8 protein-coding genes are annotated in these 7,763 nt (G+C 70.3%); 1 reads left to right on the forward strand and 7 read right to left on the reverse strand.

Going from position 1 to position 7,763, the window contains the following annotated elements; genetic code table 11:
* Positions 1-494, reverse strand: a 494-nt coding sequence (locus ABNT58_RS21445) for a tripartite tricarboxylate transporter permease (RefSeq protein WP_348755440.1), incomplete at its 3' end; no start/stop codon positions are given.
* A gap of 10 nt (positions 495-504) precedes the next feature.
* Entirely contained in the window at positions 505-975 is a 471-nt protein-coding gene (locus ABNT58_RS21450; protein ID WP_348755441.1) for a tripartite tricarboxylate transporter TctB family protein, read from the reverse strand.
* Positions 976-1,180: 205 nt separating this feature from the next.
* Here ABNT58_RS21450 and ABNT58_RS21455 point away from each other — a divergent pair, with 205 nt between their 5' ends.
* On the forward strand, positions 1,181-1,855 hold the full coding sequence (locus ABNT58_RS21455; protein WP_348755442.1) for a hypothetical protein: 675 nt from the start codon (positions 1,181-1,183) through the stop codon (positions 1,853-1,855).
* A gap of 13 nt (positions 1,856-1,868) precedes the next feature.
* On the opposite strand, the gene ABNT58_RS21460 is transcribed toward ABNT58_RS21455, so the two are convergent.
* From ABNT58_RS21460 to ABNT58_RS21480, 5 genes are read right to left on the reverse strand one after another with little or no spacing between them, the layout of a single operon-like run.
* Positions 1,869-3,710, reverse strand: coding sequence for an ATP-binding protein (locus ABNT58_RS21460; RefSeq protein ID WP_348755443.1), 1,842 nt, complete (start codon positions 3,708-3,710; stop codon positions 1,869-1,871).
* A 56-nt stretch (positions 3,711-3,766) separates the two neighbouring features.
* Positions 3,767-5,599 (reverse strand): ATPase, T2SS/T4P/T4SS family, encoded by a 1,833-nt coding sequence (locus tag ABNT58_RS21465; protein ID WP_348755444.1) that lies wholly within the window; start codon positions 5,597-5,599, stop codon positions 3,767-3,769.
* A gap of 15 nt (positions 5,600-5,614) precedes the next feature.
* Entirely contained in the window at positions 5,615-6,394 is a 780-nt protein-coding gene (locus tag ABNT58_RS21470) for a spermidine synthase (protein ID WP_348755445.1), read from the reverse strand.
* A complete protein-coding gene (locus tag ABNT58_RS21475; RefSeq protein WP_348755446.1) occupies positions 6,391-6,900 on the reverse strand; it encodes a DNA-deoxyinosine glycosylase in 510 nt (169 codons plus the stop codon). Before ABNT58_RS21475 ends, ABNT58_RS21470 begins: the two co-directional genes overlap by 4 nt.
* The gene (locus ABNT58_RS21480; protein ID WP_348755447.1) at positions 6,897-7,718 is read right to left on the reverse strand and encodes a TatD family hydrolase; all 822 of its coding nucleotides are present in this window, start codon (positions 7,716-7,718) and stop codon (positions 6,897-6,899) included. Before ABNT58_RS21480 ends, ABNT58_RS21475 begins: the two co-directional genes overlap by 4 nt.
* Between the last annotated feature and the right edge of the window lie 45 nt (positions 7,719-7,763).

Genomic DNA, 7,763 nt, shown 5'->3' on the forward strand with positions numbered 1-7,763 from the left:
GAGCCCGAAGCCAGCACCACCGCGCCGATCAGGCCCAGCACCATCAGGCTGAAGTACTCGGCCGGGCCGAACTTGAAGGCCAGCTCGGTCAGCGGCGGCGCGAAGGCCGCGATGACCACGGTGCCCACGCAACCGGCGAAGAACGAGCCCAGGCCGGCTGCGGCCAGCGCGGACCCTGCCCGCCCCTGCCGCGCCATCTGGTAGCCGTCGATGGCGGTGACCACCGAGCTGGATTCACCCGGCACGTTGATCAGGATGGCGGTGGTCGAGCCACCGTACTGCGCGCCGTAATAGATGCCGGCCAGCATGATCAGCGCCGGCGTGGCGTCGAGGGCATAGACCGACGGCAGCAGCATCGCGATGGTGGCCACCGGGCCCAGGCCCGGCAGCACGCCGATCAAGGTGCCCAGCACCGCGCCACCGAAGGCGTACAGCAGGTTCTCGATCGTGAAGGCGACCGCGAAGCCTGTGGAGAGATTGGTCAACAGATCCATGAGAGATGCCTCAGCCGCCGGAAGCCATGAAGGAAGGCCACAGCGGAATCACGAGGCTGAGCCCCTTGATGAAGATGAGCCAGGAAAACACGGTGAGCACGACGGCGTTGATGAGCGCCTCGCGCAGGCGGAACTCGTCGCTGGCCGCGGCCGAGATGATGACCAGCAGCGGCAGCGCGATGACCATGCCCATGTGCGGCAGCAGCCAGCCGAAGGCGGCCACGGCACCGACCACGATGGCCAGCGGCTTCCAGGCCCAGGCGCCGATGGGGTCGCCGGTCTCGGTTTCGATGGTGAGCGCCTGGAACAGCACGACGGCGCCAAGGATGGCCATCAGGATGCCCAGGCCGAAGGGGAAGTAGCCCGGACCGGGCCGTGCCGAAGCACCGAAGCTGTAGTTGGTCGCCCCCCAGGCAAAGCCGATGCCGACCACGACGAACATCAGCCCCGACCAGAAGTCTTTCTGGCTCTTGATCTTCACGCTGTCTCCTTGCGATGCGTTGATGGCGCCGAATTCTAGGCAGGGGGGTCTAGCCGACCGCTGTGGATTCCACGTAACCGGGTAGCACGGGCGGCCGCCGAAGCGGTCCGCGGACCTGGCCGTGGAAACATGCATTGACAACGGTTTAGACGCCGTCGGGCGCAGCCGAAACTGATGGCATCCCCACCGTTATCGTCACCTTGCCATGCGCACCCATCTGCTGCACTTCACGCTCCGCCCCGTGGCCAACGAAGCCGAACTGCGCGCCGCCTGCGCGGTACGTGCCACTGCTTATGGCAGGCGATTGCCCCATGTGCTGAGCCTGTGGTGCGAGCCCGATGAACTCGATCGCCAGCCCGGCGTGGTGGTGTTCGTGGCCTGGTCCAAGGCCACGGGCGAAGCCATCGGCACCGTGCGGCTGGCCACCAACCACCACCAGCCGCTGGCCATCGAAGCCAGCACCGCCCTGCCCCCGGCCTACCTGGGCAGCCGCAATGCCGAGATCACGCGGCTGGCCGTGCTGCCCGGCCATGACGACCCGGCCATCAAGCTGGCGCTGATGAAGGCCGTGTACGTGACGGCCCTGGAACGTGGCGTGGAATGGCTGGTGATCGGCGCCCGCCTGCCGAGCCTGGTGCGCGGCTACCAACGCCTGGGCTTCACCGATGCGCTGCCCAAGGGCGAGATGGTGCCGCTGCCGCATGCGGGCAACCTGCCGCACCGGGTGCTGGCCTTCAACGTGCGCACCGCCCGTGCCGACTGGCAGGCCATGCAGCACCCCTTCTACGACTTCATGATCGAGCAGCAGCACCCCGACCTGCAGCTGCAGCCGCAGCCGGAGCCCATCGCGCAAGAAACCCGCTGCGCGCTGGCCGCCTGATCCACCGCCCCGGTCAACCGCCCCAGCCGGGCAGCGAAGGCCGGCCGCCGATCACCGCGGCCATCACCGCCCGCAGCTCTTCTTCGGTGAAGGGCTTGCTCAAGAAGGCGTCCATGCCGGCCTCGGCACAGCGCTCGCGGTCTTCCTGGGCGCTGTTGGCTGTGAGCGCCACCACCGGCACCCGCCGCAAGCCGCCCTGCCGTTCAGCCTCGCGGATGCGGCGCGTGGCCTCCACGCCATCGAGCAGCGGCATCTGGCAGTCCATCAGCACCAGGTCGGGCCGTTCGTCGGTGGGGCCGGCGGCGGCCACGGCCGCCTGGCCGTCACGCACATGCTGCACCTGGCAGCGCAGGCGGCGCAGCATGGCCTCGGCCAGCATCGCATTGACCTCGTTGTCCTCGGCCAGCAGCACACGCTGCGGCAGGTGGGCAGGCAGCGGCGCCTCGTCATTGGCCGCATGCGCCGGCGCCACCTGCAATGGCGTCAACGGCAGCGACAGCTCGAACACCGTGCCCACGCCTAGCTGGCTGCGGCACTGCAGCTGGCCACGCATGGCATGGGTGATCTCGCGTGCGATGTTCAGGCCCAGACCCACGCCGGCACCGGCCACCGTGCCCGGCCGCCGCACCTGGGTGAAGGCATCGAACACATGCGGCAGGTCGGCCTCGGCAATGCCCGGCCCGCTGTCGCGCACGCTGACCTGCAGGCCGTCGGTGCCCAGGCGCGCCGTGAGCACCACCTCGCCTGCTTCGGTGAACTTCACGGCATTGCCCAGCAGGTTGTGCAGCACCTGCCGCAGCCGCGTGGCATCGCCCAGCACCTGGTCTTCGGGGTCGACGTCCAGCTGCGCGCGGAACTGCAGGCCACGCTCCTGGCAGCGCACCACATAAATGTCCACCAGCTCCTCCAGCTCGGCCAGCAGGTAGAACGGCGCCGGCCGCAGTTCCACCCGGCCGGCTTGGATGCGCGAGAGGTCGAGCAGGTCGTTGATGATCTGCAGCAGGTGTTCGCCCGAGTGTTCGATCAGGCCCAGCCGGTGGCGCAGCTGCGGGTCGGCCTGCTCGGCCGCCAGCATGCGCGCCAGCCCCAGGATGCCGTGCAGCGGCGTGCGCAGCTCATGGCTCATGGTGGCCAGAAATCGCGTCTTGACGCGGCTTTCGCGCTGGGCCAGTGCCAGCGCCAGCGCACGCTCTTCGGCGATGCGGGCATTGAGAAAGCGCAGGCGGAACATCTCGGCCAGCCGCAGCTCCGACCGGCGCGCGGTGGCCAGCAGCAGGGCCAGCAGCATCAGCAGGCCGACGCCGCCGGTCCAGCCGATCTGGTCGCCGCGCGACAGCAGCGACAGCGCGGTGGGCAGGATCATCGGCAGCACATAGGCCATGGTGGCCTGCAGCCGCACCTGCAGCCCGAAGGTGGCCACGGCCGCCACGCTGCAGATGCTGGCCGAGGTCAGGGCCACCAGGGCCGTGTAGGGCGTGCGCACCATGTAGGCCGCGCCCAGCCCCCACACCGCGCCATCCAGCGCCAGCAGCAGCACGGTCGAGCGCACCCAGGCTTCGGTGCCGGGCCGGCCCTTGAGCTTGAACCACTGCGCATGGGCGATGCGGGGCAGCACGATGCCGACCTTCAGCGCCACCCAGATCCACACCAGCCGTTCATCGACACGGCTGGAGACGTAGGCGGCCAGCACCATGGCGAACAACGTGCCCACCAGCATGCCCGGCACCAGGTGCGAGAACAGCATGCGCAACTGCTCGGTGGTCACCTGGGCGGAGACCTCGGGCGGCGGCGGCGGGGTCGGCTGCGAAGGATGGACCCCGGTGCTGCCAGGGGGGCTGACATCGGCGCTGGGCATGCGTCCTGAGTATGTACCGCTCGCCGCGGCCGTGCCCAGGGCCCGCCCCTAAAAGCTCAGCCGGTTTCGCTCCAGCGGGGCGTGGTGCGCAGCACCTCTTCAATCGTAGTGCTGCCGTCGGCCACCTTCATCACGCCGGCCAGGCGCAGCGGGTGCATGCCGTCGGCCAGTGCCTGGCGGCGCAGCGTGGCGGCGTCCAGCACCGGGTGCACGGCGGCGCGGGCGGCATCGCTCATCACCATCAGCTCATACAGACCCGCGCGGCCGCGAAAGCCCGTCATGCGGCATTCCAGGCAGCCCACCGGCCGGTAGGCGCGCACCGCGCCCTTCAGCCGCCAGGGCTGGGCGGCGGCGTCCAGCATCTCGCGGCTCACGTCTTCGTCGCGCACCTTGCAGGCCGGGCACAGCGTGCGCGCCAGCCGCTGCGCCAGCACGCCGACGACGGTGGCGCTGATCAGGTACGGCGGCACGCCCAGGTCGGCCAGCCGCGTGATGGCGCTGGCCGCGTCATTGGTGTGCAGGGTGCTGAACACCAGGTGGCCGGTGAGCGCGGCCTGGATGGCCATCTCGGCGGTGGCCAGGTCGCGGATCTCGCCCACCATGATGATGTCCGGGTCCTGCCGCATCAGCGCACGCAGGCCTTCGGCAAAGCCCAGGTCCAGCGCCGGCTGCACCTGCGTCTGGTTGAGGGCGGGCTCCACCATCTCGATCGGGTCTTCCACGGTGCAGACGTTGACCTCGTCGGTGGCCAGCTTCTTGAGCGTGGAATACAGCGTGGTGGTCTTGCCGCTGCCGGTGGGCCCGGTGACCAGGATGATGCCGTGCGAGCGGCCGGTGAGCTCCTGCCAGCGCTGCGCATCGTGGGCGCCGAAGCCCAAGGCCTCGATGCTCTTGACCACGGTGTCGGGGTCGAAGATGCGCATCACCATCTTCTCGCCGAAGGCGGTGGGCAGCGTGGACAGGCGCATTTCCACCTCGCCGCCGGGCTGGCCGCCCACCTCGGGCCGCACGGTCTTGATGCGGCCGTCCTGCGGGCGGCGGCGCTCCACCACGTCCATGCGGCCGAGCAGCTTGATGCGCGCGGTCATCGCGCTCATCACCTGCACCGGCAGCTGGTAGACGGTGTGCAGCACACCGTCGATGCGAAAGCGGATGGCGCCCATGTCGCGCCGCGGCTCCAGGTGGATGTCGCTGGCGCGCTGGTCGAAGGCGTACTGCCACAGCCAGTCGACCACCTGCACCACGCCCTGGTCGTTGGCATCGAGCTGCTTGTTGGCCTTGCCCAGCTCCACCAGCTGCTCGAAGCTGGCAATCGCCGAGGTCTCGCCGCTCTTGGCCGCCGCCTTGACCGAGCGGGCCAGCGTGAAGAACTCGGTGGTGTAGCGCTGCACCTCCACCGGGTTGGCCAGCACCAGGCGGATCTTCTTGCGGGTGTGGCCTTCGATCTCGGCCACCCAGGAGGTGTCCAGCGGCTCGCTGGTGGCCACGGTCACTTCCACCAGGCCCACGTTGAGCGGCAGCACGCGCCGGCTCTCGGCATAGTGGATGGACATCACGTCGGCCACGCGGCCCACGTCCACCTTCAGCGGATCGATGCGCACATAAGGCAGGCCCAGGTGGCTGGCCAGCCATTCGGTCAGCGCCTCGGCGTCCAGCGGCTTGCCGCTGCCCTGGCGCACCAGGCCAGCACCGCCCAGCCGCACCAGCGGATGCTGGCGGCTGTCGCCGGCGCCGAAACGGCGCTCCACCCGCTCGGCATCGTCGGTGGTGATCCAGCCGTCAGCCACCAGCCACTGCAGCAGCGGCCGCCACTCCAGCCGGCCGGCGGGCAGGTCGGCCGGCGACTGGCGCGCGGCAGCGCCGAGGGACGGAGAGGCAGCAGGTGACATGGGACGCGGGTGCTTTCAGTTCGCGGGAACAGGCAGCGGGCGCGCCATGCGCAGCCACTTGCGGGCCGGAACGCCCAGCGGGCCGTACCGCTTCTCGATGTTATCGGCGCGGGCGATCAGCTCTTCACGCCCCGGCACCACCACGCCGCGTGCGGCCACCACCACGGTGTTGCCTTCGCGCGTGGGGCGCAGGCTCCACACCTGGTCGCGGCCGAAGGCGGCGGCGATGCGCTCGGCGCTGGCCAGGAAGCTGGCATCGCGGCCGAACAGGTTCACCGTCATCAGCCCGCCGTGGTTGAGCACACGGTGGCAGGCGGCGTAAAAGCCGGCGTCGTCCAGCACCGGCGCGGCGGCCTCGTGGTCGTAGAGGTCGACGTTGAGCACGTCCACCGTTTGAGCGTTGGCCGGGTCGCGCACCCAGGCGCCGGCGTCCTGGTTGAGCACCGTCAGCCGCTCGTCGTCGGCGCCCAGCCGAAAGCGCATGCGGCAGGCGGCGATGACGGCCGGGTTCAGCTCCACCGCGGTGGTGCGCATGCGCAGCACCTGGTGGCAAAAGCGGGTGATGGCCGCCGCGCCCAGGCCCAGCTGCACCGCATGGCCCTGCGTCAACTCGGCGGCGGGGCGCCACAGCATCCAGGCCATCATGCGCTGGATGTATTCCAGCTCCAGCACACGCGGCTTGTTGATGCGCATCGCGCCCTGCACCCAGATGGAATCGAGGTGCAGGTAGCGCACGCCGTCCAGCTCCGACAGCGTGACCTCGGGCAGGCTGGGGTCGTGGTGCTCCGCACTCATGCCGCCACCCCGGTGGCCACGAAAGCCTCGCGCCAGGCCGCCAGCTTGCGCTCGAACGACCAGGCCGCGTTGGCCGGGCTGGTGGAAGGCAGCCGCCACACCGGCAGGCCCAGCGCGCCGGTCATCCGCATCGAGCGGGCCGATTCAGCGCCGTTGTGGGCGATGCCGCGCAGCCCCGGTGCCTGGCGCAGCAGGCCGGCCAGGTCGTTGGGCCGGGCATCTTCGATGGCACTGTCCAGGCTGCCTTCACGGCGGCAGCCGGCGTACACGTCCCACAGGCCCAGGCCGCGCTGCAGCAGCTCGGCCAGGCGTTGTTGGTAAGGCATGGATCGCAGGTCGATCTCCCAGAGCGCCGACAGGATCGGCCAGAAATGGTTGCGGGGATGGGCGTAGTACTGCTGCTCGGCCAGCGAGCGGGCGCCCGGAAAGCTGCCCAGCACCACCAGCCGGGTGTGCGGGGCGATCACCGGGCCCAGGCCGGTGAGCAGCGGCGGCGCGGCCGTCATGCGGCCAGCGCCGCCAGCCGCGGCAGCGCCGCACGGGCATTGTCGGCGGTGCGGCGGGCGGTCTCTTCCAGCGTCCAGCCGCGCAGCCCGGCCAGCGTCTGCGCGATGCGCGGCAGCTCGGCCGGCTCGTTGCGGCCGGTGGTCTCGCCCTGCGCCCGCGCCTCGGCGGTGCGGTAGATCCAATGCGGCGGAATGTCGGGTGCGTCGGTCTCCAGCACCGGCACATGCGCCGGCACGCTGGCCGCCAGGTGACGGATCTGCCGCGCCCGCTCATAGGTCATCGCGCCGCCAAAGCCCAGGCGAAAGCCGCGGTCGATGAAGTGGCCGGCCTGCGCATCGCTGCCATTGAACGCATGCACGATGCCGCCCAGCCCTTCGATGCGGCGCAGGTGCTTGAGCAGCAGGTCGGCCGAGCGGCGCACATGCACGATCACCGGCAGGCCGGCCTCACGCGCCAGCTTCAGCTGCGCGGCATAAAAGTGCTCCTGCCGGGCCAGGTCCAGGCCGGGCACGAAGAGGTCGAGCCCGATCTCGCCCACCGCCACCAGGCGCGGGTCGCCGGCATGGCGGCGCAGCTGCTCGGCCAGCTGGTCCAGCTCGTCGTCGGCCGCCTGGCCCACGTACAGCGGATGGATGCCCAGCGCATAAGCCAAGCCGTGTTCATGCGCCAGCTGGCGCACGGTGTCGAAATGCTTCGCCAGGATGGCCGGCAGCACCAGCAGGGGCACGCCCGCCGCCCGGGCACGGGCCACCACCTGCGGCCGGTCGGCGTCGAATTCGGGTGCATCCAGGTGCACATGGGTGTCTATCCAGGACATGGCACGGATGATGCCGGAGTGCGGCCAAGGGCCGGCTGGCTGCGC

The organism is uncultured Aquincola sp., from assembly GCF_964001545.1.
In the GTDB taxonomy this organism is placed as follows: Bacteria; Pseudomonadota; Gammaproteobacteria; order Burkholderiales; family Burkholderiaceae_C; genus Aquincola.